The 23,355-nt window shown below is 69.0% G+C and carries 18 protein-coding genes; 8 read left to right on the top strand and 10 right to left on the bottom strand.

What is annotated here, in order from left to right; translation table 11 throughout:
• Positions 1-16: 16 nt before the first annotated feature.
• The 6 genes from KA248_03565 to KA248_03590 all read right to left on the bottom strand — a co-directional run bounded on the left by KA248_03565 (position 17) and on the right by KA248_03590 (position 8,687).
• Entirely contained in the window at positions 17-1,774 is a 1,758-nt protein-coding gene (locus tag KA248_03565) for a hypothetical protein (GenBank protein ID MBP7828975.1), read from the bottom strand.
• 54 nt (positions 1,775-1,828) lie between these two features.
• A complete protein-coding gene (locus KA248_03570; protein ID MBP7828976.1) occupies positions 1,829-3,475 on the bottom strand; it encodes a caspase family protein in 1,647 nt (548 codons plus the stop codon).
• On the bottom strand, positions 3,465-5,504 hold the full coding sequence (locus KA248_03575; protein MBP7828977.1) for a hypothetical protein: 2,040 nt from the start codon (positions 5,502-5,504) through the stop codon (positions 3,465-3,467). Before KA248_03575 ends, KA248_03570 begins: the two co-directional genes overlap by 11 nt.
• Before the next feature lie 15 nt (positions 5,505-5,519).
• Positions 5,520-6,305: a hypothetical protein gene (locus KA248_03580; protein MBP7828978.1), complete on the bottom strand. Its 786-nt coding sequence runs from the start codon at positions 6,303-6,305 to the stop codon at positions 5,520-5,522.
• A 14-nt stretch (positions 6,306-6,319) separates the two neighbouring features.
• Positions 6,320-6,943, bottom strand: coding sequence for a sigma-70 family RNA polymerase sigma factor (locus KA248_03585; GenBank protein MBP7828979.1), 624 nt, complete (start codon positions 6,941-6,943; stop codon positions 6,320-6,322).
• A gap of 166 nt (positions 6,944-7,109) precedes the next feature.
• On the bottom strand, positions 7,110-8,687 hold the full coding sequence (locus KA248_03590) for a hypothetical protein (GenBank protein ID MBP7828980.1): 1,578 nt from the start codon (positions 8,685-8,687) through the stop codon (positions 7,110-7,112).
• Positions 8,688-8,891: 204 nt separating this feature from the next.
• On the opposite strand from KA248_03590, the gene KA248_03595 reads away from it, so the two are divergent.
• The 8 genes from KA248_03595 (at position 8,892) to KA248_03630 (ending at position 19,767) form a co-directional block, all read left to right on the top strand.
• A complete protein-coding gene (locus KA248_03595; protein MBP7828981.1) occupies positions 8,892-9,275 on the top strand; it encodes a response regulator in 384 nt (127 codons plus the stop codon).
• 56 nt (positions 9,276-9,331) lie between these two features.
• Positions 9,332-9,517, top strand: a complete 186-nt coding sequence (locus tag KA248_03600; GenBank protein ID MBP7828982.1) for a ferredoxin — start codon at positions 9,332-9,334, stop codon at positions 9,515-9,517.
• 18 nt (positions 9,518-9,535) lie between these two features.
• Entirely contained in the window at positions 9,536-11,173 is a 1,638-nt protein-coding gene (locus KA248_03605) for a hypothetical protein (protein MBP7828983.1), read from the top strand.
• A 465-nt stretch (positions 11,174-11,638) separates the two neighbouring features.
• Positions 11,639-12,355 carry a DUF2490 domain-containing protein gene (locus KA248_03610; protein ID MBP7828984.1) on the top strand — a complete coding sequence of 239 codons (717 nt, stop codon included), beginning with the start codon at positions 11,639-11,641 and terminating at the stop codon, positions 12,353-12,355.
• Positions 12,356-12,372: 17 nt separating this feature from the next.
• Complete coding sequence (locus KA248_03615) at positions 12,373-15,324, top strand: transporter substrate-binding domain-containing protein (protein ID MBP7828985.1); 2,952 nt, start codon at positions 12,373-12,375, stop codon at positions 15,322-15,324.
• Positions 15,321-15,692: a response regulator gene (locus KA248_03620; protein MBP7828986.1), complete on the top strand. Its 372-nt coding sequence runs from the start codon at positions 15,321-15,323 to the stop codon at positions 15,690-15,692. Before KA248_03615 ends, KA248_03620 begins: the two co-directional genes overlap by 4 nt.
• Complete coding sequence (locus KA248_03625) at positions 15,689-16,690, top strand: response regulator (GenBank protein MBP7828987.1); 1,002 nt, start codon at positions 15,689-15,691, stop codon at positions 16,688-16,690. Before KA248_03620 ends, KA248_03625 begins: the two co-directional genes overlap by 4 nt.
• 41 nt (positions 16,691-16,731) lie before the next feature.
• On the top strand, positions 16,732-19,767 hold the full coding sequence (locus tag KA248_03630; protein ID MBP7828988.1) for a PAS domain-containing protein: 3,036 nt from the start codon (positions 16,732-16,734) through the stop codon (positions 19,765-19,767).
• Between the two features lie 24 nt (positions 19,768-19,791).
• On the opposite strand, the gene KA248_03635 is transcribed toward KA248_03630, so the two are convergent.
• From KA248_03635 to KA248_03650, 4 genes are read right to left on the bottom strand one after another with little or no spacing between them, the layout of a single operon-like run.
• Positions 19,792-20,853: a hypothetical protein gene (locus tag KA248_03635; GenBank protein ID MBP7828989.1), complete on the bottom strand. Its 1,062-nt coding sequence runs from the start codon at positions 20,851-20,853 to the stop codon at positions 19,792-19,794.
• A 41-nt stretch (positions 20,854-20,894) separates the two neighbouring features.
• Entirely contained in the window at positions 20,895-21,509 is a 615-nt protein-coding gene (locus tag KA248_03640) for a class I SAM-dependent methyltransferase (GenBank protein ID MBP7828990.1), read from the bottom strand.
• Positions 21,506-22,336 (bottom strand): MBL fold metallo-hydrolase, encoded by an 831-nt coding sequence (locus KA248_03645; GenBank protein ID MBP7828991.1) that lies wholly within the window; start codon positions 22,334-22,336, stop codon positions 21,506-21,508. Before KA248_03645 ends, KA248_03640 begins: the two co-directional genes overlap by 4 nt.
• Positions 22,333-23,355 (bottom strand): L-serine ammonia-lyase, iron-sulfur-dependent, subunit alpha, encoded by a 1,023-nt coding sequence (locus KA248_03650; protein MBP7828992.1) that lies wholly within the window; start codon positions 23,353-23,355, stop codon positions 22,333-22,335. The genes KA248_03645 and KA248_03650 overlap by 4 nt, the downstream gene beginning before the upstream one ends.

The following is a 23,355-nucleotide window of genomic DNA, read 5'->3' on the forward strand; positions in this document are numbered from 1 at the left end:
CGCGCTCCGCCGGACATCAGAAGTGCTTGATGCAGGAGACGAAGACCTGGTGCTCGGTGACGTCGGTGCGGAGGTTCTCCGCCGGGACCAGGCTGCCGAGCACGTCGTCGCCCCGCGTGTAGACGTAGGCCACGTCGAGGATCCAGCGCGCGGGCTTCTTCCCGAGGGCCACGCCCGTGCCCACGCTGCCGCTCCAGTACTGGTCGGGCTCGCCGATCGCCGGCCGCTCCTCCCACGCCACGCCCGCCCGCAGCGGGATCTCCACCCGCGGGAACACGAGCAGGTATTCGATCCCGCTCCGCACCGCCCACGTGTCGTCGAGCGGGTGCTCGCCGTGCGGGCTGCCGTCGAGCGGATTGATCTTTTCCTCGCCCTCGGCCTGGAAGGCGAAGTCCGACCAGCGCGTGTGGTTGACGTCCAGCGACGTGTACAGGCGGTCCGTCCAGCGCCACACCGCGCCCAGCGCGAAGGCCGCCGGGAAGGTGAACTCCACGTCCTTGGAAACGAGGCTCTCGGTGGACGTCACGTCCAGGACGCGCGTCCGGGCGGCGTTGTAGGTCGTCGCGGTGTCCCGGATGGTCTTGGTCTGTTCCGCGTCGGCGGTCCAAGGCAGATCCGCCGCGCCGCCGAGGCTCAAGTGCCGCGACACGGTCCACAGGAAGCCCAGCGTCGCGTTGAACCCGCACAGGTCGTCGATCCGGTTCTCCTCCTCGTACACGCCGTCCACCACGATCCCGGACGAGTCCTCCGAGAAGGACCGCTCGGAGAAGTCGGGGAACGCGCCCGAACTGGAGAAGGGGATCTCGGGGAAGGGCGGGGGATATCGGATCACGCCCTCGTACTCGTACGTCGAACTCGTCACGCGCGTGTCGCGCCGGGCGCTGTCCAGCGTGGACGAGCCCGTGTAGCGGGCCGTGGTCTTCGAGCGGATGTCCCGGTTCGGCATCGGGCTGTCCTGGTACAGGTTCAGCGAAAGCCCCGCGGCCAGGTTCGGCAGGATCTCCACCGCCATCGCGGGCGTGACGGCGTCGATGATGCCCTGCTGTTCGAAGTCCAGCCCGGTCAGCAGGTCCGACCGCAGGATCTCCTGCAGCGCGCTGGTGTGGCGCGTGGTCAGGCGAGTGGTGAAGGTGACGGAGGCGGTGACGCCCTCCTCGAGCACGCTGTCGAAGCGGTCCACCTGCGTGGCGGTGTCCACGCGGGTCTCGGTCTTTCCGCCGGCCGCCGGCCGCGCGCCTTCTTTCGCCGTGGCGGTGAACTCCTGGGTGAAGTCGTAGGCCTCCTGGTAGTTCAGGGCGAAGACCACGTTGCGGTTGAAGAGCGTGACGGGATAGGCGCAGCTGAAGTAGTTCAGGTTCTCGTTGCCGTACTCGTTGACCCCGACGATGAAGGCGTCGGAATCGGAGTTGTTTTCGTTCCGCTCGCGCGACGAGCGGACCATGATGGAGGCCTCGGGGCGCTCGAGCTGGATCAACCCGGCGGGATTCCACGAGGCCGCCGTCGCGTCGTCGGCGACCGCCGTGAACGCACCGGCCAGGCCGAGCGCCCGCGCGCCGGACCCACTGGGCAGCGGCGCGGAGAAGATGCTCGGCGGGCGAAAGGCCGGCGACGACGGCGCGCCGCCCTGGACCAGGGTGCCGCCCGGCCCGGCGTGATCCAGCGAGATGGTCACCGGCCCCGCCGGCGTCTCCACCGTGAAGTCCTCCGCGCGGACGGATCCGCCCAGGAGCAGCCCTGGCACAAGCAGGAAAACGGCTTTCTTTATCCAGTGCATCGGTCTCCTCTTTTATAGCCGAAGCCCGGCGGCCCGGTCATGGAAAAAGACCGGCTACGGGCCTTTTTCGCCGGCAGGCCGCGGGGCATCGTCGGGGCGCAGGGCTACAAGGGCAGCCGCCACCTGCTGCGCCAGGTCTGTGCAGGCGGCGGGAAGGGCGGCCTCGTCGAGGGCCACGCTCCACGACTCGAGGATGCGGCTGGTCTCCGTGTCCACGAGGCGCAGCAGGGCGGTCCATCCGTCCCCCTGCCGGGCCACGTGGCCCAGCAGCAGCGTGCTGGCCGGGAGGAAGCGGCCGACCTGGAGCCGGGCCTGGGGATCGGCGAGGCTGGAGAATCCGAGGTTCAGTTCCTGTAGGGCCGCCTCCAGGTTCTCGCGCTCGACCGTGATGATCCGGTCCTGGCGCTGCAGCGCCGCCGTCAGGCCGATCCGGACGAGCGCGGCCATGTTCGCGCCGGCGGCATCCTCGCCCAGCGGCTCCGGACCGAGACAGGCAATCACGCGCGGCAGGACCCGGTCCGCCGGCGCCGCGGCGGGCGGCGCGGCGCGGACCTGTTCGATCAGTTGCCGGAGCGCCGCCTGTCGTTCCTGCCGCTTGCCACGGTGAAGGTGGTCCGACACGGCGGCGGTCAGCGAGCCTGGCTCCGGCGCGGCCTCCGCCAGGAGCCGCGCGGCCGAGTTGGTCGCGCCCTCGCGGTCCAGCCAGAGCGCGTCGCGGGCGGCCTGCACATCAGAGTCCGGCTCCGCGCCGCGCGCCGCGGCGGGCGCCTCGCCGAAGGCCAGGAGGGCGGGATCGGTGGAGAAGACGAATTCCCCGCCGCCGTGCGACGAAACCGCCAGCGGCCCTATCCGGACCCGCTGGCCGGTCAGGGCGCCGACTTTCTCGCGCACCGCCAGGGCCATGTCCGACGCCGAGAACACGGGGCTGTTGGGATTGCGGAGAAACTGGAGCAGCGCCTCGGCGAAGACGCTGTGCTCGAACCCGCTGTCCAGCACCGGCTCCAGGTCGCCGCTGGCGACGAGGTAGCGCGACGGCTGGTCGAGGGCCCGGGCGTACCAGGCCGCCGCCCGTTCCGCCGCCGGCTCGCCGCCCCGGAAGAGGGACCCGGCGTAGCAGGAATCCGCGATGACGAGGACGTGCCGCGCGCGCGAGGCGTTGATCATCTTCGTGATCATGCTGTTCCAGATCCAGTCCTCGCGGGCGTCGCGTCCTTCGGCTGTCTTCCGGGCGTCGCACGGGATCCAGAATCCCTCGTCCAGGGCCTCGTCGTAGGAGCCATGCCCCGCGTAGTAGATCAGCACGGCGTCGCGGTCGTCCAGGGTGGCCAGCTTGTCGAGGGCGGTGAGGATGCCGCTCTTCGAAGCCCGCGGGCCCGTCAGGAGATCGACGGAAAAACCGTATTGCAGCCGGAGCACCTCCGCCATGGCCTCGGCGTCCGCGCGGGCGGTCTTGAGATTCTCCCAGCCCCCGCCGGCCCGGGCGGCATAGTCGCCGATGCCGATGACCACGGCGTGGTAGTTCGGCGCGCCGGCGGCGTGTGCCCCGTCCGGCGCGACGCGGCCCGCGCCGCCCGCCGGGCCCCGGTACGTGGACGCGGAGCGCCCGAGGTAGATCACCAGACCCAGGCAGAGGCCGATCGCCAGCAGGAACGCCGCCGACCGGGCCGCCGGTCCCGCCTCCTTTCTGGACTCATCGGGCATAGATCACGTCTCCTTCAGCCAGGCCGGCCGCCGCGGCCGGGGGGCTCACTTTCGCCTGGGCCCGCTGGGCATAAACCCTTGATATGCATAGCTCAACCGCCTTCTCCGCGTGGAGCCGCACCGTGCATTCGGCCAGGCCCCCGCGTCCTTCGCCCGGCCCGTCCAGTACCAGGAACCGCATGCCGGGTTTCAGGCCCTGCGCGGCGCCGATCCCCACGGTGGCTATGTCGCTGGAGGCCGAGAGAATCTTCCCGTCCATCAGGGGAAACTGCTGCTCGATCTTCATCGCCAGGCCCTCGACGCGGTCGCGCAGGTCCTTCTCGGGCGCCGGCACGTAGACATCTTCGGCGCACAGGATCTCGCCGCTGGCGGAGTCCACGACGCGGCTGAAGATCGTCAGGCTTTCGCCCTGCGGGATCAGCAGCGTCAGGGCGAGCAACTCGGCGGGGACCAGCTTGCCGATGCGCAGCGCGGCCCGCGGGTCGGCCAGGTCCGACGCGCTCAACCGCTGTTCCTCGATCAGCGCGCCCCAGCCGTCCGCCCGCTCGAGCACCCGGAAGCGCGGCGGGTGCAGCAGCAGCTCGTGCTCCATCAGCCGGCCGACCTGTTCGGCCCGCGCGTCCACGACCGGCTCCGCCGCCGCCGCGGTGCTGACGGGCGATACGCCCAGGCTCAAGCGGTAGGCCTCGTCCAGGTACTCGGGGTCCTGGCCGATCACGACGCACTGTTCGCGGTTCCGGTGTCCGGCCCGGTCCACGGCGACCACCTCGAACACGTTTGTGCCCGGGTCCAGCGCCAGCCGCCGGGCGAAGTGAAACTGCACGCAGCCCCGCGAGGCCTCGGGCAGCAGTTCCTCGCCGTTGATGGAAAGGGAAGTCAACCCTCCGCCGTCGGAGGTCGTGCCCTCGAGGTGAAACTCGCGGTTGAACACGCGGGTGCGGAGCGGCGTGTGCAGCCGCAGGCTGGGCCGGAGCCGATCGCCGCTCTCCGGGGCCGCGCGTTCCGGGACGTCCGCGCGCCCCTCCGCCGCCCGCGCGGCGTACCTCGGCGCGCGGTCCCGGGCGACCTCCGCGAAACGGTCCGCCTCCAACAGCCGGTCCAGCGTATTGCCCGCGAAGTCCGCGAGGTGTACCGCCCGCGTCCCGCCGAAAGGCACCAGGATCTTGAAGTCCGCCGCCTTCCCGTGGCCGGGCTCGAGCGGCCGGCCGTCCACCGACACCTGCGCCAGGCCGAACCGGTCCACGGCCCGGGCCTCGACGGCCCACCCGTCCGCCTGCCGGTCCGCCTTGAGAATGGCCAGGCCCGGCGGTTGCCAGTCCGCGGTGACGCTCCAGCGCGCGCTCGTTTCGCGATCGGCCAGGTCGCGCGCGGCCACGAGGACGATGTTTTCGCCCTCCGCCAGTTCCACGGCCCGCGAGATCGGGACGACCGGCGCCGCCAGTTCGAGGAACAGGGGCCGGCCGTTGACGGTCACGGCCTGCACGTAGCCTTCCGCGGAGACCCGTCCGGCCACCGTCAGCGTTCGTTCCCGGCTCCAGGCGGGCGGGGGCGGGGCGAGGTCGATCCGCGGCGGGGGCTGCGCCCGGCCGCGCACGAGCTCAGCGCGCGCGAGGTTCAGGAAGTGCCGGGCGCGGCCGGAAGGCTGCTGCTCCAGCGAGTGCTCGAGGAAGCGCACGGCGTTGCTCGCCTCGCCGAGCCGAAAGAAACAGATGCCCAACTCGCGGTGGGGAAAGTAGTCGTCGATGAAATGAAACCCGTACGTTCGCGCGCGCCAGGTGTCGCGCGGGTAACCGTACACGGCGCCGCGCTCCAGGCCCAGGCAGATGCGGAACTGTTGCGCGGCGGCCGCGTCATCGCCGGCGTAGGACAGCGCCGTGCCGCGCTGGTAGAAGTTCCACCAGGTCTTGTGCCGAGGCGGGGGGGCGGCGTGGCCGGCGCGGGGCGAGGGCGCGCAGGCCGGGAGCAGCAGGCCGATCGCCGCGGCGGCGCCCGCCGCCGCGATCGACCGGAAAAGGCGCCGGGCATCCATGTCTTGCTCCCCGGGCTAGAGGGCCGCCTCGGGGCGGCGCGCGCGGACGAGGTCCTCCGCGACCCGCTGCCCGAACTCCGGCAAGGCCCGCGAAAACGCCTCGGCGTTCTCGAAGCTGTGCGACCAGCGGAACACCAGGGTGTCCTCCCCGGGCCGGAAGGCGTCCACCTCGATGGACAGCATGTTCTCCGGCAATTCCTGGAGGCGGGTGGCGAGGCGCCACTCGGTGCGTTTTTTCAGCAGCGAGCGTGGCGCCGTCTTCCCCAGCGCCTGTTCGTACTGCGCGCCGATCTCGGCCTTCAGGGCGCCGGCGAGCGCCTCCATGGCGGCCCGGCGCGCGGCGTCGTCGCCGGCCGGGGCCCCCCGGTACTGGGCGGCCTCGATCCGGTCCGTCTGCCAGGCGAGGGTGGGGGAGAAGTAGTTGCGCGCGCCGAGGAGGACCAGCGCGCAGGCCGCCAGGGCGGCGACGGTCTGCAGCGCGCGCCAGGGCTGCAGGAGCCAGAGCCGCGCCTCGCCCGGAAAGGGCAGCACCTGGGGCGGCGCGGACTCTTCAGGCGCGGCAGCGCCCCAGCGTCCCGCCTCGGGCGAAGCCTCCCAGGCGCGCAGCACTTTTTTTGCCAGGTCGTCCTCCGTCACGGCGGCCTGCGTCCCGGCCTCGCGCAGCAGGCGGTCCATGTCCTCGATCTGGCGGTACTGCCGCTGCAGGTCCGGGTTCGTCTTCAGCGCTTCCCGCAGGCCGGCGGCTTCCGGTTCGTTCAGCTGGCCATGCACCAGAGCCCATAATTTGTCCGATTCGCTCATGTCATGGAGCTCCTTCACAGGCCACTGTCGCCCGACAGGCGAAAATCTTCCCCGAAAAAGGAATCCAGGCTCAACATTTTCCGCATCTTTTCAAGGCACTTGGCCAGCCTGGAGCCGACCGTGTTGATCGAGATGCCCAGTTCGTCCGCCATCTGCTTGTAGGATTGCTGGGCGAAGTAGAAGCGCTGGATGGCGACGCGGCAGAGCTCGTCCACCTGGTCCAGGACGCGCTTCACCTGGCCGGCGACCTCGGCGTTGATCACGTCGCGGAGCGGATCCTGCGACCGGTCCGCCATGCGCGCCGTCTCCTCCTCCGGCCGCTGCCCGTCCCCGGTGGCCAGCGGCACCAGGATCTGCCGCGCGCGGATCTGGCGGCGCACCTCGTCGATGCAGCGGTTGATGCAGATGCGCTTGACGTAGTACTCGACGGAGGATTCCTCGTTGAACGACTCGATCGCCTTGAAGAGGGCCAGGCGGATGCCCTGGGCCATGTCCTCCCGCGTCGGGGGCGAAAACCGCCACTTCGACCAGGAGACCACCGAGCGGATCAGTTCGTCGTGCTGCGCAAAAAAATCGTCCCACGCCCGGCGGTCCCCGGATTGAAGCCGGCCAAGCTCTTCTGGGCTGATGTCGCTCATGCGCTTGGGCCTGGGCGCCCCTTTTGGTCACACGATAACCTCCCGGATTCCCGGTGTATACAGAAAAGTCCCGGCGCGCCGGGTTGGAAAAAAGCGGCCCGCCCCGCGCGGGGCGGGGCGGGCCGCGTGCTGTGTCTCCTCGCGCGGAGCCGATTCGGCGTCGGGTTTATTGCAGGGTGTACTGCGCGTGGAGGATCACGGTGGGGCCGGGGACGCCGGCGGGCAGCGCCCGGGCCGGCCAGACGCGGAACCGGACCGGCATGTTGCCGGCCAGGGCCGAAGACGTTCCCGAGCCGGTCGCCACGAGCTGCGCGCCGGCGGAAAAGGAATTCTGGTAGATCGAGGTCATGCCGCGCACGTCCCACAACTGCACCCAGAGCACACGGTCGGCGGCCGGCACCCGCGCATCCCAGGTGATCTCGATGCTGAAGAGCACCGCCGTGCCCTGCCGGACGGAGCCCGGCGTGTACAAGCTGTAGGTCGCCTCGCGCAGGTTCTCGAAGAAGACCTCGTGGTGGTCGAACTTCAGGACGTCCACCCGGCCGAGATTCCTTTCGTTGTCGCCGTAGGCGGCGTCGATGGCTTCGGACCCGGCCGCCAGGTTGCCGTCGATGGCGACGTCGTGAATGTAGGACGCGTACTCGCCGTTCTGCCACGGCAGGTGCTTGTAATAGAGCACGTTCCAGGCATTGTAGGCCAGGCCGTAGACGTAGATTTCGCCGGTGGTGGGATCGTCCCACGGATCGGCCAGGGAGCCTACGACGATCTTCGAGCCGCTGACGTCCACCGAGTCGCCGAAGGCCTGGTAGTCCGCGTCGATCTCGGAGGCCAGGCGCGCCTTCCACTGCCATTGGTTCTGGCTGAACTCGTAGACGCGGGCGGCGCCCCGGTAGGTGTTCTCGGCGATCGAGCCGACGACGGCCCGCAGCCCGTCCATCGCCACGCTGTGGCCGAATCGGCCGCCCGCGACGACGCCGCGGATCCGCTGCGCCTGCTGCCACTGGTTGTTGGCCCACTGGTAGGCATAGACGCAGCCCCGCCCGGCTTCCTCTTCGGGCGCGCCGGCAAGGATGCGGGTGCCGCTGATGGCCACCGAGGTCCCGAACCGGAATCCCGCCTTGGTGACCTTGGCCACCTGGTTCCACGCGCCGTTGACCTTGCGGTAGAAATACACCGATGATTCCCCCGGCGAGCCCACCACCGCGAACTCGCCGTCCACGCCGACGGAGGCGCCGAACTTCGAGGTCCGGGGCGCGTTCGCGGAAGGCCGCAAGCGCGCGGTGCGCTGCCAGTTGGCGCCCTCGTAGAGGTAGACCGCGCCCGCGTAGACGTTCTGGTTGTCCTGCGCGGCCGTGGTCATGCGGACGTTGCCCGGCGCGCCCACGATGCACTGCGTGCCCTTCAGGTCCACCGCGGCGCCGAAGAACGCCCCGCTCAACACGTCGTTCGCGGCGGAGGACGGCTCCAGCACGCGCGGGCCGGTGTTTGTCCGCCCGTTGTTGTCCAGGGTGTAGATATGCACCTTGCCGGCGTTCACCGCGCCCCCGATCTGCACGCCCGGCCGGCCGACGGCCAGCCGCTGGCCGGACAGCGCGACGGCGTGCCCGAACAGGTGCGTGTTCCTGTTGTAGTCCGGCGCGATGGAGCCCGCGGCCTCCCAGATCTCTTCGAAGGGCGGCGAACCGCCAAGCGCCCCCGTCGCGGCCATGCAGACCAGCCCGATGCCCGCCAGTACCTTGGTCATCCCTTGCATTGCGAACCTCCCGTCTCCATGTTTTCGCCTCCCGCCGGAACCCTTCATCAGGTCAGGGTTGTCAACCGGCGGGCGGTCTTGAGCGTATCAGTCGGCGCGGGGGCGGGATTCTTCCCGACTTTTTTACGCCCGGCACTTTTCCGGTGGGAAGAAACAGCCCTTTCCGACGACTACACAGGCAGAGGAGCAAGAGTCATGAATACCGAGGGGCGGGGCGAGACGGCGGCGACGATCCTGGTCATTGACGACAATTCGTGCATCCGGAACCTGCTGGCCCGGCTGCTGCAGCGCTACGGGCGGGTCGAGTGCGCCGCGACCGTCGACGAAGGCCTGCAGATCTTCAGCCGGTGCGAGCCCGGCCTGGTGATTACCGACTACGAAATGCCGGGGCGGAACGGGATCGACGGCATCCGCGCGATGAAAGCCCTCGCGCCCGGCGTCCACATCGTCATGCTCACCGGCTCGGCCACGCGCGAGTTGATCGACGAGGCCAAGCGGGAAGGCGCCTGCGAGTGCCTCGAAAAACCCTTCGGACTGGACGCCCTCCGCGAACTCACCGCCCGCTGCCTGGCGGTCTGATGCGCCGCCCGCGGGATTGGACATCCGGCCGCCGATCTGCTAGGTGTAGCCCCACCATGAAATTCAAGGTGGATCACGACCTGTGCATCGGCTGCGGCGCGTGCGAGAGGACATGTCCGGCGGTCTTCGAACTCGCCGGCGACCAATCCAGCGTCAAGCTCGACCCCGTGCCGCCGGAGCACCAGGAGAAGGCCCTCAAGGCCGAGGACGGCTGCCCCGTCAGCGCCATCTCGCACGAGTAGCGCGCAGAAAGGTCCCGCATGAGGTTGGGCGGGAAATGGAAGGGCCGCCGGCTCGCCGCGCTGTTGCTGGCGATGTGCCCGGCCGCGGGCGGTTCGGTTTCCACGAATATCGCGTACATCGGGGGCGACCCGGCCACCTGGAATATCCCGGCCATTCAAACGGCCCTCGCGGACCTGACGCCGGACCCCATCCCCGACCTCAACGCCTTCATCGCCGCGCTGTACGATTACGCGGACAGCGACCTTCTTCCGTACGGCGGTACGGACACTGAACGGTTCGATCGAATCAGCGTCGAGCCCGTCCCGATGATCAACGAGGTCATCGTCAGCAACACCTTCCGCCTCTTTCAGGAGACGACCAACACGCTTCTCGAACATACGGTCCACCTGACCGTGGAAACGTGGTTCCCGTTTCCCGCCGATCCGGCCAATCCCTCGTTCCAAGTGGTGTATTCCGGAGTGCCGGCTTGCACGGTGTTGCCCATCGCCTTTTCGTATCCCCTGGCGCTTCAGTCCTCGCCGCCGGATTTTCAGCATTCAGGACACGATTATAAGCTGTCCGCTTTTGCGTTCAGCCATACCACCCCCGTTAACGGCCCCGGGCAGCCCGTCTATCCACCGGCTCTCATCGGAGTTCGGGTGATGCCGGAGGACTCCATTCAAGTTCAGCACCTCGGAACCGCCGTGGACCGTGTAAGCCCGTGGTGGCCGGTACAGAGTTTCCAGGTCGTTGGCCCGGCGCCGATGCTGATGGTGGGCGGGCCGGCCATCCCTCTCGGCCAGGCCGCCGGGTGCTCGGTCAACGATCCAAGGATCAATTGGAACCCGGCTTCTAGCGTTCACTGGTCGCGCGCCGCGGCCACACCCAGCATGCCCAACGGCACGCTCTCCGGCCCCCCGAATGCCGTCGGTTTCATGCATGCCGCGACGAGCGGCATCGCGTCCGTCACCGAACTGACCAACGTGCTGTACAGTTCCGAAAAGCCTTGGACCACGGTCGGATTGCTCGATCCCGACCCGGACGGAAGCTGGCGCATCCGCGACCAACTGACCGTGAACGAGGCGTTCCCGCTCGTCGCCACCGCGGGCCCGTACGGGCAGGTCTCGCCGCTCCAGACCAACGTTCCTTCCGGCGCGAATGCCGCGTTCGTGATCACGCCCGACCTGTATTACACCCTTGCCTCGCTCTGGACCAACGGCGGGCCGGCGGGCGTCGATCTGGGCACCGGCATGTACGAGTTCGTGTGGAGCCGCGTTCTCTTCACCGGTGCCCTGCATGCGAGCTTCGCCGAGGTGCGCGCCCCGGCTTTCGGCACACCGTACCCGTGGCTCGCGGAGCACGGATACACGACTGACCTGGACGCTGCGGAACTGCTGACCGGCTCCAACGGGATTCCGCTCTGGCAGTCCTACGTTGCCGGACTCAATCCTCACGATCCCGAGGCGCAGTTCGAAGTCCGGTCCCTGGCGGGGGAGGGGTTGGTTTTCGACACGGCCACGGGCCGGCTGTATTCCGTGGAGGGTGAGTCGAACCTGGCGGCGCAGGCGTGGGCGGTAAGCCTGACCAACGGCCTGCCCGGCACCGGCGGCCCGGTCCAGATCCCCGCCGACCCGGCGTCTGGCGGCTTCTACCGGCTTCGGGTCCGTGCGCCCTGATCGAGCCGCGGGCTCGCGGTAACTCGCCCCTCCAGGCTTGTTTCTTATCTCCCGGTTGGAGGGCGGAGCTCCGCGACGCCGTTTTCCTGGCCGTGGTAAAGCCGGCGGACCGGTCATTCTGTTTCGAGTCGGCCGAGGCGGATGATACGGGCCAGGTCCTTGGAATCGTCCGGCCGATACCGGCGAGTTCCGCTACGGCCTCCGCGACCCGCGGCTCGCGCAGTGCGACGAGAACCAGACGGCGCCCGAGGGCGTCGCCAGCGACGCCCCTACAACTCTCCCCGGCATCTGAAGGGTTACCGTGCGTCCGGGGTTTTTCCAATGATTGGAAAATTTCCACGCGATGTTTCCAATCATTGGAAAACGGGCCGCGCGGTGTCTCTCGATCCGTGGAATGAGCTTGCGCGCGGTGCGTGACCGGCCCAAAATGCATGCAGGCGAAATGGGATTTCGGGGGGATACGTCGTGAGATGTTCCTTTCGGCGCGGGGGATGGCTCTGCGGCGTCGGCTTGGGCCTCTGGCTGGCGGCCCCGTCGGTGCGGGCGGACTGGCTGATGCTCTGGCACGCGGAGGCCGGCGGCCGGTTGAGCGAGCGCTGGGAGGTCAAGGTCGAGTCCGAGGTCAAGTTCCGCAAGGACATGTCGGAGTTCTACGACTCGGAAATCATGCCCTGGGTCGCCTACCGCTTTGCCCCGCGGTTCAAGTTGGGCGCGGGCTGGCGCCAGTTGTACGGGCGGCAGAACGAGGAATTGCCCCCGCCCGATCCGGACGCCCCGGCGCGGGACCACTACTGGCTGGTCGAGCAGCGGCCGCTGCTCGATTTCATGACCACGGTCCTCCCCGGCCCGTGGACGGTGGAGCATCGCCTGCGCGTGGAGTACCGGGACATCGAGTTCCGGGACGCCTTTTTCCGCTACCGCAACCGGGTCCGGCTCCGCGCGCCCTGGTCGTGGACGGCCCGCGAGATCAAGCCCTGGGTCGCCTGGGAGGGCTACTACGAGGACAACCCGGACATCCCGTCGGGCGACCGGATGAACCGGCACCGTTTTTTCGTAGGCCTCGGCGCCCCGCTCCGGGAGAAGCTGAAGGCCGGCGCCTACTATTACGTGGAAGAGGCGCTGAAGAGCGGTGACTGGAGTACCCATCACGAGATCGGGTTCGATGTGACTGCGGTGTTCTGAACGCGGATGACGGAACGATGAAAAGACCGGGACCATCGTTGGGTTCGGGCGCTGCGCTAACCCGCCTGGCTGTTCGGGCGCTCTGCCTGGGCGCGCTGTGCCTCGCGAACCCCATCCGGGGCGAGACGATCCGCGTCGGCGCCTACGAGAACCTGCCCAAGATATACTCGCTTCCCGACGGCCGCGTCAGCGGTTTTTTCCCCGCGCTCCTGGAATACATTGCCCGGGATCAGGGCTGGACCCTCGAGTATCGCAAGGGGACCTGGCAGGAATGCCTGGATCGTCTGGAGCGGGGAGAGATCGACCTCATGCCGGACGTGGCCCTGACGCCCGAGCGCCAGCGCAAATTCGATTTCGCCGAGGAGACGGCGCTGATCAGTTGGGCGGTGATCTACACGCGGCCGGACGTGGTCGTGCAGTCGTTCCTGGACCTGGCGGACCGGCGGATCGGCCTGATGAAGGGCAGCGTGTACACGAGCGGCTCGGGCAGCCTGCCGGAACTGCTCTCGAAGTTCGATCTCCGTGCGGAGTTTGTCGAGTACGAGTCGTACCGGGACGTTTTCCAGGCCTTGAGCCGGCGCGAGGCGGACGCGGGCGTGGTGAACAACATCTTCGGCTCGTACTTCGAGAAGGAGTACAACGTGGCGCGCTCGCCGGTGCTGTTCAGCCCGTCGCAGCTGCGGTTCGCCTTCCCCAAGGACTCGCCGCGGGGTGCGCGCCTGAAGGCCGCGCTCGACGCGAGGCTGCGTGCGCTCAAGGCCGACCCGCAGTCGTTCTACTACCGCGCCATGGACACGCATCTTTACGGGGCGCCGCACAGCGAGACGCCCGCCGGGGCCGCGGACTGGAAGTCGGCGCTGACGGACGAGGAAAAGGACTGGCTGCGCCGGCACCCGGTGATCCATGTCGGTATCGATCCCGAGTTCTACCCGTTCGAGTTCCGCGGGCCGCGGGGCGAGTACCAGGGGATCGCGTCGGACTACGTGCGCCTGTTCAACGAGCGGCTGGGCCTCAACCTGCGCGTGGTCGAGGGCCTGGCCTGGACGGCGGCCGTCGCCGGCGCCCGGAGCGGTGCGATCGACGTGCTCCCCTGCGTCGGCCGGACCCTGGAGCGCGAGCAGTGGCTCCGGTTCTCCCGGCCCTACATCCGTTTCCAGCGCGTGATTATGACCCGGCTCGACATGCCGTTCCTGGCCGGGCTGAAGGACATCGAATCGCTGCGCGTCGGGGTGCAGGGCGGTTCGTCGCACGAGGGCTTCCTGCGGGAGAACAGCCCGGTCGAGCCCGTGCTGTTCGGCTCGCTGGAGGAGAGCCTGCTGGCGTTGTCCGGCGGCAAAGTGGACGCCGTGGTGGCCAACCTGGCGTCGGCCGCCTACTGGATCCGGAAGCTGAACCTGATCAACCTCAAGGCGGCCGCGCCCGCCTCGTCGGATATCTACACGCTGCACTTCGCCGTACGCAAGGACTGGCCCGAGTTGCTCGGCATCCTGAACAAGGCCCTGGACCTTGTCTCCCCGGCCCAAGAGCGCGAGATTGAGCAGCGGTGGGTGGCGGTGGAATACAGGCCGGGCATCGAGCGCCGCGTGGTGTGGCGCATCAGCCTGCGGATCGCGGCCGCGGCGGCCGCGGTGCTGCTGGGCATCCTCTTCTGGAACCTCCGCCTGAAAACGGAGATCCGGCGGCGGAAGGAGATCGAGGGCCGGCTGAACTACCGCGAGCGCTTCGAGCGGCTGGTGGCGGAGACCTCGTCGCGGCTCGTCGCGGTCAAGCCGGCGGAGATGGACCGGCATATCCAGGTCGCGCTGGCGGAGATCGCCTGCTTTACCGGGACCGCCGCCGGCTATCTGTACGCCTTCGATCCGCAGGGGCGCGCGGTGCGGACCCACGCGGCCGGCGAGCCCGAGGCCCTCCATGCGGTGGACCCCGGCGCGCGGGACGAGGAGTGGCTGGCGCGCTTGCGCGCCGGCCGCGCCGTGACGGTGACGGCCGGGGCGGACGGCGAGGGGCACCTGGTCCGGCCCATCCGCGGCCGCGTGGTCGAGGTGCCGTGCGCGACCGAACAGCAGGTGACCGGCTTCCTGGGCCTCGTGGATCCGCGGCCGTCGTCGTCGGCGTGGTCGGGCGAGGATATCAGCCTGCTGCGGCTCACGGGCGAGATGCTCTCCAGCGCCCTGCGGCGGAAACAGGTCGAGGAGGACCTGCAGCGCTACGCCGTGGACCTGGAGCGGGCCAACCGGCAGTTGCAGGACCTGGACCAGCTCAAGAGCCTGTTCATCGCCTCGGTCTCGCACGAGCTGCGCACGCCGCTGAATTCCATCATCGGCTTCACGGGCGTGATCCTGAAGGGCATGGCGGGCGAGCTGAACGACAAGCAGCGCGACCAGCTGCAGCGCGTCTACCATTCCGCGCAGCACCTGCTGGCCCTCATCACGGACATCATTGATATCTCCAAGATCGAGGCCGGCCGCGTGGACGTGTATCCCCAGGCGTTCCGGCTGGACGAGGTGATCCGGGAGGCCGTGGAATCCATCCGGCCGCAGGCGGAGGCGAAGTCCCTGCGCGTGGAGTGCGGCCCGCTGCCCGAACTGGAGGTGTTCACGGACCGCAAGCGGCTGCGGCAGTGCCTGCTGAATTACTTGAGCAACGCGGTGAAGTATACCGAGGCGGGCTCCGTGCGGGTGGAGGCGCGGGATCTGGGCGAGCGGTTCGAGGTCGCGGTCAGCGACACGGGCATCGGCATCTCGCCGGAAGAGCAGACCAAGCTGTTCGAGCCGTTCGTGCGGCTGGACTCTCACCTGCGGATCAAGGCCGGCGGGACGGGCCTCGGGCTGTACCTGACCCGCAAGATCGCCCGGGACATCCTGTTGGGCGACATCGAGGTTCAAAGCGAAAGGAACCGGGGCAGCACGTTCATCCTGCGGGCGCCCCGGCGGCTGCCGGCCCCGCCGGGGGAGGAGAAACCGTCATGAAGCGGGTCCTGGTCATCGAGGACAACGAGAACAACATGGAGTTGATCACGTTCATCCTGGAGACGCACGGCTGCGAGGTCCTGAAGGCCGTGTGCGGGCGGGCGGGCGTGGAGGCGGCGCTCCGGGATCGCCCGGACTTCATCGTCCTCGACATCCAGCTTCCCGATATCATGGGCATCGAGGTGCTCCAGCGCATCCGGGCCGCCGAGGCGGGCCGCGACATCCCCATCATCGCCATGACCTCCTATGCCATGGCCGGCGACGAGCAGCGGCTGCTGGCCGCCGGCTGCAACGGGTACGTGGAGAAACCCATCGATCCGGAACGGGTTATCGGTCAGATCATCAGAATCGTGGGAGAACTATCATGAGAATCCTGGTGGTGGAAGACGACGAGAACTCGCGGGTGCTGCAACACACGATCCTGGAGGGCAACGGCTACGAGGTCGTCAGCGCCCGGAACGGCCGCGAGGCCCTGGACCGGCTGAAGGAGGCGATCCCGGACCTGATCATCTCCGACATCATGATGCCGGACATGGACGGGTACGCCCTGTGCCGGACGCTCAAGAGCGATCCGGCGCTCGCCGGCATACCTTTCGTGATCTACTCGGCCACGTTCACCACCGAGGCCGATCAGCAACTGGCCCGGGAGCTGGGCGCGGACCTGTTCCTCATCAAGCCCATGGCCCAGGACGAGTTCATGGAACAAATCCGGGGGGTGCTGGCGAAGCCGCCGGCCCCTTCGCCGGTCCGGACCCTGTCGCCGCCGGAGCGGGAGAAACTGGACGCGCAGTACATCTCGACCATCGCCCGCAAGCTGGACAAGAAGATCCTGGAGCTCAACGACGCGCGGGCGCGGCTGCGGTCCAGCGAGGAGCGCAGCCACCTGTTCCTGAACGCCATCGCGGACATGGCCTTCATCAAGGACGAGGCCTTCCGGCTCTGGTACGTGAACGACGCCTACGCGGCGTTCCACGGGCGGCCGGCCGAGGCCATCCTGGGCCGCACCGATTACGAGCTGGCGCCCCGGGAGGCGGCGGATCGCTGGCGCGCGAGCGACCAGCGGGTGCTGGAGACCGGCCGCCCCGCGACCGACCACGACGAGATCCGAGGGCGCATGTACGAGACGCGGAAGTTCCCCGTTCCGCTGGAGGGCGGGAAGACCGGCATCGGCGGCCTGGTCCGCGACGTGACCGAGCAGAAAAGAATGGAGGCGGCCGTGCGCGACCAGCTGGACGAACTGCGCCGCTGGCACGACGGCACGATGGGCCGCGAAATGCGGGTGATCGAGCTGAAGAACGAGGTGAACGAACTGCTGGCGCGGCTGGGCGAACCGCCGCGGTACGGCGTCGTCGACAGCGAAGTGTAACGTCTCGCCCGGACCGGGAGGGGGAGGAGGAGGGGACAACGATGAAACTGCGCTCGCGAATGCTGCTGGCGCTGGGCCTTTCCATGGCCGCGCTGTTCGCCGTCCTCTATACCGTGGAGACCCGCGTGGTCCGCGCCGGGTTTTCCGAACTGGAGGAGCGGCTCGCGCTGCAGGACGTTCAGCGGGTCGTGCGGGCCGTCGAGGCGGAGGGCCGCCAGTTAAGCCGCTCGGTCGCAGACTGGGCGTTCTGGGACGATACCTACGCGTTCGTGGAGGACCGGAACGAACTATACGTCGAATCCAACATCACGCCGGACACGTTCGAGTCGCTCGGGATCGAAGTCCTGATGATCCGGGATCGGTCCGGGGGCGTGGCGTGGAGCGCCGCCCTGGATCCCGAAAGCGGGGCGCTGGGTTCCGCACCGCCCGGGCTCGATCGCTGGAGCGGTCCCGGCGCCCCCCTGTCTTGCGAGGGAGACGATGACCGGGGCGCCGCGGGCCTCGTGCGGTTGGAGGAGGGGCTCCTGGTCGCCGCGGCCCGGCCGATCCTGTCCTCCCGCCGGGAGGGGCCGCCGCGCGGCACGGTTGTCATGGGAAGGTTTCTCGATGCCGCGCGGATCGAGGAGTTGGCGGCCATGCTGCAACTGCGACTGAAGTTTTTAACCACAGATGCACCCCCGCCGCCGATCGCGGAGGGCGATGCGTGGGCCGCCCTGCAACGTGGCGCCCCGGGATGCGTCCGCGCGCTGGATGAGGAAACGCTCCGGGGGTACGCGCTCCTGCGCGACCTGGAAAACCGGCCGGCCGGCGTCGTCGAGGTAACGCTGCCGCGCGGCATCCATGCGACCGGCCTGAATACCGTGCGGGTCCTTCGATTCATGCTGTTGCTGGTAGGCTTCGTCTTCATCGCGGCCCTCGCCGCCCTGCTGCGGACCCTGGTCGCCGCGCCGCTCGATCAGCTCCGGCGGGACATCGACGACGTGTCCGCCTCTCCGGGCTTTACCCGGCGGGTGCCGCGGCGGGGGACGACCGAACTGGCCGGCGTCGCGGACCATATCAACCGCCTGCTGGACCTGGTCGTGGAATCGCACCGTTTTCTCGACTCGGTCATCGAAAATATTCCGAACATGATCTTCATCAAGGACGTCCGCGACCTGCGGTTCGTCCGCTTCAACCGCGCGGGCGAGGAGTTGCTCGGCATGTCCCGCGACGAACTCATCGGCCGGAGCGACCGCGACTTCTTCCCGTCGGAGCAGGCCGAGTTCTTCATCGCCAAGGACCGGGAGGTCCTGCGGGGGAAAACGATCCTCGATATCCCGGAGGAGAAACTGCAGACGCGCCACAAGGGCGAACGCATCCTGCACACCCGCAAGGTGCCGATCGTAAACGAGCGGGGCGAGGCCACGTACCTGCTGGGCATCTCCGAAGACATCACCGAGTGGAAGCGGTTCGACGAGCAACGGCGCGCCGCGGAGGCGGAGATGCAGCGCCTGCTCGATGCCGCGCGCAAATCGCGCAGGGCCCTGTTGAGCGTGGTGGAGGACCAGAAGCGCACGCAATCCTCGCTGGCGGCGTTGTCCCTGCACCAGGAGGCGCTCCTCTCCGCCATCCCGGACATCGTCATGGAGGTGGACGCCCGCCAGGTCTACACGTGGGCCAACCCGGCCGGCCTGGAGTTCTTCGGTCCCGACGTCGTCGGCCGGTCGGCGGCCTCCTTCTTCGTCGGCGAGCAGCCCACGGGGGAGTTGGTGAAGCCCGTGTTCGAGGGCTCCCGCGAGGTGGTCTATGTCGAGAGCTGGCAATACCGGCGGGACGGCGAGAAGCGGCTGCTCGCCTGGTGGTGCCGCGGCCTCAAGGACGAGCAGGGCGCGATGATCGGGGCCATCTCCACTGCGCGGGACATTACCGAGCAGAACGTGCTGGAGGAGCAGGTCCGCCAGGTCCAGAAGATCGAGGCCATCGGCCGGCTCGCCGGCGGCGTCTCGCACGATTTCAACAACATGCTGGGCGTCATCATCGGCCACGCGGAGATGGCGATGGAAGTCGTGGAGCCCGGACAGCCGCTGCACGAAAACCTGCAGGAGATCCTGATCGCGGCCCGGCGGTCGGCGGACCTCACCCGGCAGTTGCTGGCGTTCGCGCGCAAGCAGACCATTACGCCCCGCGTGCTGGACGTGAACGAGACCGTCGCCGGCATGCTCAAGATGCTCCGCCGCCTGATCGGCGAGGACATCGAGCTGGTCTGGGAGCCCGGGAACGACGTGTGGCCGGTGAAAATGGATCCCGCCCAGATGGACCAGGTGCTGGCCAACCTCTCGGTCAATGCCCGCGACGCCATGGAGAGCGTCGGCCGGCTCACGATCCGCACGGAGAACGTGGTCATCGGGGAAAACGATGTCCGGCATCACCCCGGCTCCTACCCGGGGGAGTTCGTCGTGCTCACGGTGCGCGATAACGGCGTGGGGATGGACAAGGCCACCATGGAGCACATCTTCGAGCCCTTCTTCACCACCAAGGAGGCGGGCAAGGGCACGGGCCTGGGCCTGTCCACGGTGTTCGGGATCGTGAAGCAGAACCGGGGCTGGATCGAGGTCGCCAGCCGGCCGGGCCAGGGGGCCACCTTCCGGATCAGCCTTCCCCGCGAACGGTCGGCGGCGGAGTTGGAAGCGGAGGCGGCGTCCGCAAAGGGGACGGCCGGCGGCACGGAAACGATCCTGCTGGTCGAGGACGAACTGCCGATCCTCAAGTTGGGCAAGCGGGTCCTCGAGAAGGCCGGCTACACAGTTCTCGCCGCGCGCACGCCGGACGAGGCCTTGGCGTTGGCCGCCGGGCCGCCGGGCCGCATCCAGTTGCTCATCACCGACGTCGTGATGCCGGGGATGAACGGGAAGGACTTGACCGAACGGTTGGCCGAAACGCAACCGGACATGAAAGTGCTGTACATGTCGGGTTACACCGCGGACGTCATCGGCCAGCATGGGGTGCTGGACGAGGGCATCCACTTCCTTCAGAAGCCCTTCACCGGCCGGACGCTGACCCTGAAAGTGCGCGAAGTGCTCGACCGGAAAACGGCCTGACCCGGGTTCTTCGGTCGCGTCGCTTCAGGGGGCGGGGACGGTCTTGTAGATCCGTCCGTCGGCGCCGGTGAACCAGCCGCGCTCGAGGTCGCGGAAGGCCATGGCCGTCAGCACGGGCTTCACGTCCATCCACGCCGCCCACGTCGCGCCGGCGTCGCGGGAGAGCAGGACCCGCGAGCCGTCCGAGCCCTTTTGCACCAGCGCCAGGCCCGTTTGCGGGTCCAGGAAGTCCACGTCCACGATGCTCCAGTAGCTCTCGACGCCCAGGTTCACCGTGGTCCAATCCGCGCCGCCGTTGCGGGTGAGCCACAGGCGGCCGGCGTGCCCGCGGTCGGCGCGCATCCAGCCGAACTCGTCGGTCACCATCTCGAGCTCCGCGAAGTTCATCTCGCTGGAGAACTCCTTCGTCTGCCACGTCGCGCCGCCGTCCCCGGTGAACGCGAACCGGCCGTAGGCGCCGACCACCCAGCCGCGCCGGGCGTTGCGGAAATGCACGGCGCCGTAGTCGTTGCGCGGGAGGCCGCCCGCGAGCGCCGTCCAGCCCGCGCCGCCGTCGTCCGTGCGGTAGACCGTGGCCCCGCACGTCGGCGGCTGGATCAGGTAGCAGCCGGACCCGACGGCCGAGATCGCGCCGAAATAGTAGAAGCCGCGCTCCGGCACGGCGGCCGGCGTCCACGTCGCGCCGCGGTCGGCGGAATGCAGGACCTGGTCGCGGCTCAAGATCCAGCCGTGGTCCGTGTTCGGGAACAGCACCGCCGACAGGTCGGGGGCGTCCGGACGGCGGAGCGCGACGGGCGACCACGTGGCACCGTCATCCGTGGAGCGCAGGATCGTGTGGGATTCGCCGACGGCGACCAGGGTTTGCGATTTCACGCCGGCAAAAGGGGACGGCACGATCGCGATATCCCGCAGCGGCGTGTCGCCGCGATAGGCCGTGCGCACGGGGCCTTCCTCGATTTCCGGTTCTGCAACGACCGCTTCCTCTTCGACCTGGACCGGCGGAGGGGGCTCCGTTTTCCTGGCGCAGGAGGCCAGCAGGCTGCTCCCGAGTACGGCCAACATCAGGCGAATGATTCCGGTTTTCATGGCATCCTCCTTGGCGTGTGTATTTCCTCATGGAGGCCGCGTCAAGACCATCCCGCCACCAGCGCCACCTGGCCGCCACCTCGAAACCGTCTCGGCCGCCAGCCCTGCGCCTTCAGCAGGTCTTCGATGGTCTTGAAATGGTAGGGCCGGCGCAGGTGGCGGCGGCCCTCGGAGCGGTGGATCCGGTCCATGATCGCGAACCCGCGCTCGCTGAAGTCCGCCAGCACGATCTTCCCGCCGGGCCGGACGACGCGCAGGATTTCGCGGAGCACCGTCGGGATTCGCGTCATGTGGTGCAGGGCGTTGACGGACACGACGGCATCGAAGGAGGCGTCCTTCCACGGCAACGCGCGCGCGTCGGCGATCACGAAGCGCGCGCGGCCGGGCGGTTTCTCGTAGGCCACGTTCAAGCGCGCGCAGCGCTGCTCGGCGGGATCGACGTCGATCGTCGTGACCCGCGGGACGTGCTTCAGTAACTGCGCGAGGAATCGCCCCTTCCCGGTGCCGATCTCGAGGACGCGGCCCTCCAGGGGCAGCGCCTTGGACAGGATAAAGGCATGGCTCTTTTTGTCATCGCAGCCGTGCCGGCGATGAACGGCGTCGCGCTCGACGCGGAGGGCGTGGTTGGATTCGATTTCTTTTCGGGAGTATTTCATAGCGTCAGCACTTCCCCCGCGCGGCAAGGCCACAGGCGGCAGGCGGTGTGTCCCGCCAGGTACGCCGTCGCCGCGTCGCCCGTGCAGTGGCCGGGTCCGAGCACGGCGACCCCGTAGCGGGTCAGCGCGGCGGCCGTGGCGGCGAGGCGTTCCGGTGAAGCCGCGGCCAGGTGCATCCCGCCCAGCACGGCGTGGAACGCGCGGGTGCCCGTCAGCCTGGAAATGTAATCCAGCGTGTTGACCATGCCCGAGTGGGCGCAGCCGAGCACGACGACCGGCCCGCGCGAACACTCTGTCCACAAGGCCTGGTCGTCCGGGATCAGGTCCGGAACCCGCCCGTCGGCGTCGAGGAAGAACGGCCCGCCGACGTCCTCGTATTCCGTCGCCCGGGATATCTCGCCGGTGACCCAGACGTTCGGCGCGACTTCCACCGGCTTCACGGACCGCGTCACGCGGCCGCCCGCCGCCTCCAGCGCCGCGCGCGCCGGCGCGGGCATGCCGATGGCGCGGACGCCGTCCCGCAGGCTGTAACGCTCCTTCACCGCCTCGGGATGGAGCACGACGCGGGCGGCCGCGTTGTTCTCCAGGAACCAGGCGAGCCCGCCGGTGTGATCGTAATGCCCGTGGCTCAAGACCACGGCGCGGGCGTCCGCCACGGGAACCTTCAGCGCGGCCGCGTTGGGCGGCAGGGCCGGGCCCTGGCCTGTGTCGAACAACACCGCCCCCGCCGGGGTTTCGATCCAGAGCGAGAGCCCGTGCTCGGCCGGGAGGCCGGACGTTCCGGCGCTGTTCTCGACCAGCACCGTGATGCGAACCGCGTCGTTCATGCAAGGGCCTCGACATGTTTCCGGACGACGCGCAGGGCCTTCTCGGCCTTGCCGCCGCAGCTCGCTCGCGCGCCGCGGCATTCGAGGCTCCGCAGGTCGCGCGTGACGGCCCGGATGACCCGCCGCAGGGCCGGCAGGTCCGCGCCCCGCGCGTAGGCCAGGCCCGCCGCGAGCGCGGGCGCGGCCTTGAGGGCCAGGCCGCAGTCGTCCGAGATGCGGCTCCGCTCGTGGCTCATGCGGAGCTGGACCAGCAGCGCCAGCACGATGGCCGGGAGCGCCTCGCGGCCCCGTTCGCGGTACAGCTCGCGCAGCGGCAGGCCGAGGAAAATACCGTGGTTTCCCGAGCCGGTGATCGTCATGATCGCGTGCCGGTATCCGCCCATCCGCTCCCGGACCAGCCGCGCCACGCGTTTTTCCACGGGCAGCCGGGGCCGGCCGCGGGCCTGCTTGAGCAGGAAATCCTCCGCAATGGTCTCCAGCGCCGGCGCGCGCCGGCGCGCCAGGCGGACGATCTCGTCCAGGCCGGGTGGAACGACGGCCGGCGGATATTGCACTTGGATTGCCCGGCCGTCCACGACCAGGCGCGTGATGCGGTCGTGCCGGTCCGTGATCAGGGACTCGCCCCGGTGGCCCCCCGCGACCAGTTCCGCGTGCACCCAGATGCCCCGCTGGCGCTGCGGGATGACCTTCAGCCAGCCGCGCCGGCGCAGCAGGGCCCGCGCCTTGGCCCGGTTCAGCAACGGGAACACGTTGAACCCCGCCGCCGTGGTGGTCAGCCCCGCGGCCGCCGCCGCGCGCACGCCGCGGCGATGGATAAACGGCACGACGGCGGTCGAGGCGTTGCGGTGCACGTCGCGGGAAAGCCACAGGCGCGCGCGGAGGGTCTTCAGATCCGGCGGGCCCGGCCAGTGCCGGGCGATCGCGCGGAAGGCATAGGCGCAGCTCGCGGGCTCCGTGCATCCGACGACCTGGACGATCTCCCGGTCCAGCAGGGCCGCCGCCTGTTTTGCTCCGTTCAT

The organism is Kiritimatiellia bacterium (genome assembly GCA_018001225.1).
Lineage (GTDB): Bacteria > Verrucomicrobiota > Kiritimatiellia > CAIQIC01 > JAGNIJ01 > JAGNIJ01.

Excerpts from the sequence above, each read along its gene's own strand:
- KA248_03565 (MBP7828975.1), bottom strand. The coding sequence starts at position 1,774 with ATGCACTGGATAAAGAAAGCCGTTTTCCTGCTTGTGCCAGGGCTGCTC.
- KA248_03570 (MBP7828976.1), bottom strand. The coding sequence starts at position 3,475 with ATGCCCGATGAGTCCAGAAAGGAGGCGGGACCGGCGGCCCGGTCGGCG.
- KA248_03575 (MBP7828977.1), bottom strand. The coding sequence starts at position 5,504 with ATGGATGCCCGGCGCCTTTTCCGGTCGATCGCGGCGGCGGGCGCCGCC.
- KA248_03580 (MBP7828978.1), bottom strand. The coding sequence starts at position 6,305 with ATGAGCGAATCGGACAAATTATGGGCTCTGGTGCATGGCCAGCTGAAC.
- KA248_03585 (MBP7828979.1), bottom strand. The coding sequence starts at position 6,943 with ATGAGCGACATCAGCCCAGAAGAGCTTGGCCGGCTTCAATCCGGGGAC.
- KA248_03590 (MBP7828980.1), bottom strand. The coding sequence starts at position 8,687 with ATGACCAAGGTACTGGCGGGCATCGGGCTGGTCTGCATGGCCGCGACG.
- KA248_03595 (MBP7828981.1), top strand. The coding sequence starts at position 8,892 with ATGAATACCGAGGGGCGGGGCGAGACGGCGGCGACGATCCTGGTCATT.
- KA248_03600 (MBP7828982.1), top strand. The coding sequence starts at position 9,332 with ATGAAATTCAAGGTGGATCACGACCTGTGCATCGGCTGCGGCGCGTGC.
- KA248_03605 (MBP7828983.1), top strand. The coding sequence starts at position 9,536 with ATGAGGTTGGGCGGGAAATGGAAGGGCCGCCGGCTCGCCGCGCTGTTG.
- KA248_03615 (MBP7828985.1), top strand. The coding sequence starts at position 12,373 with ATGAAAAGACCGGGACCATCGTTGGGTTCGGGCGCTGCGCTAACCCGC.
- KA248_03620 (MBP7828986.1), top strand. The coding sequence starts at position 15,321 with ATGAAGCGGGTCCTGGTCATCGAGGACAACGAGAACAACATGGAGTTG.
- KA248_03625 (MBP7828987.1), top strand. The coding sequence starts at position 15,689 with ATGAGAATCCTGGTGGTGGAAGACGACGAGAACTCGCGGGTGCTGCAA.
- KA248_03630 (MBP7828988.1), top strand. The coding sequence starts at position 16,732 with ATGAAACTGCGCTCGCGAATGCTGCTGGCGCTGGGCCTTTCCATGGCC.
- KA248_03635 (MBP7828989.1), bottom strand. The coding sequence starts at position 20,853 with ATGAAAACCGGAATCATTCGCCTGATGTTGGCCGTACTCGGGAGCAGC.
- KA248_03640 (MBP7828990.1), bottom strand. The coding sequence starts at position 21,509 with ATGAAATACTCCCGAAAAGAAATCGAATCCAACCACGCCCTCCGCGTC.
- KA248_03645 (MBP7828991.1), bottom strand. The coding sequence starts at position 22,336 with ATGAACGACGCGGTTCGCATCACGGTGCTGGTCGAGAACAGCGCCGGA.
- KA248_03650 (MBP7828992.1), bottom strand. The coding sequence starts at position 23,355 with ATGAACGGAGCAAAACAGGCGGCGGCCCTGCTGGACCGGGAGATCGTC.